The sequence below is a fragment of the Shewanella electrodiphila genome (assembly GCF_023283985.1).
Lineage (GTDB): Bacteria > Pseudomonadota > Gammaproteobacteria > Enterobacterales > Shewanellaceae > Shewanella > Shewanella electrodiphila.
Genome location: NZ_JAKIKU010000056.1, coordinates 1 through 525, shown reverse-complemented (window position 1 = coordinate 525; position 525 = coordinate 1). Strand labels below are relative to the sequence as shown.

1 protein-coding gene is annotated in these 525 nt (G+C 44.0%); it reads right to left on the bottom strand.

The annotated features are described in order from the left end of the window. The coding region (locus L2737_RS22275; protein ID WP_248957144.1) for a hypothetical protein at positions 1-525 on the bottom strand (525 nt) is incomplete at both ends.

Here is a 525-nt window from a genome sequence, read left to right as displayed (position 1 = left end):
TATCTAATTGCCATTGTCCATCGATGACGGTGGTGTTAAAGATTAGACGTGCACCGTTAATATCAGTGACCCACACGAGTACATTTTGACCGTCTTCAATATTTAATGCTTCACCACGCAAAGTTGTGACTAAGATTTCTGCATCATTGAGGGTGTTGTCACTATCTACGGCCTCAATGGTAATAGAGGCATTGCTGTCTTTGATTACGGTTGTGGTGGTTGATGCTGGGTTACCTGCGATATCGACAGTGCTAGCAACGAAGGTAATACCACCGTCAACAAGCGATGACACATCAGCGTTATCAATTTGCCAACTGCCCGCATTAACCGTGGTGAGGTAAGTGAGCTGATTACCTAAAGTATCGGTGAGAGTAATGGTTATGTCTTGGCCATCTTCAACATCATCAACTTGACCTGAGAAATCAAGGCGCAGCATTTCAAAGCGGTTAATGATGGTATCTCTGCCAGTATCAATATCGAGGGTGATATCAGCGAGAATATCCACAGGTATTTGTGCAGACGTTG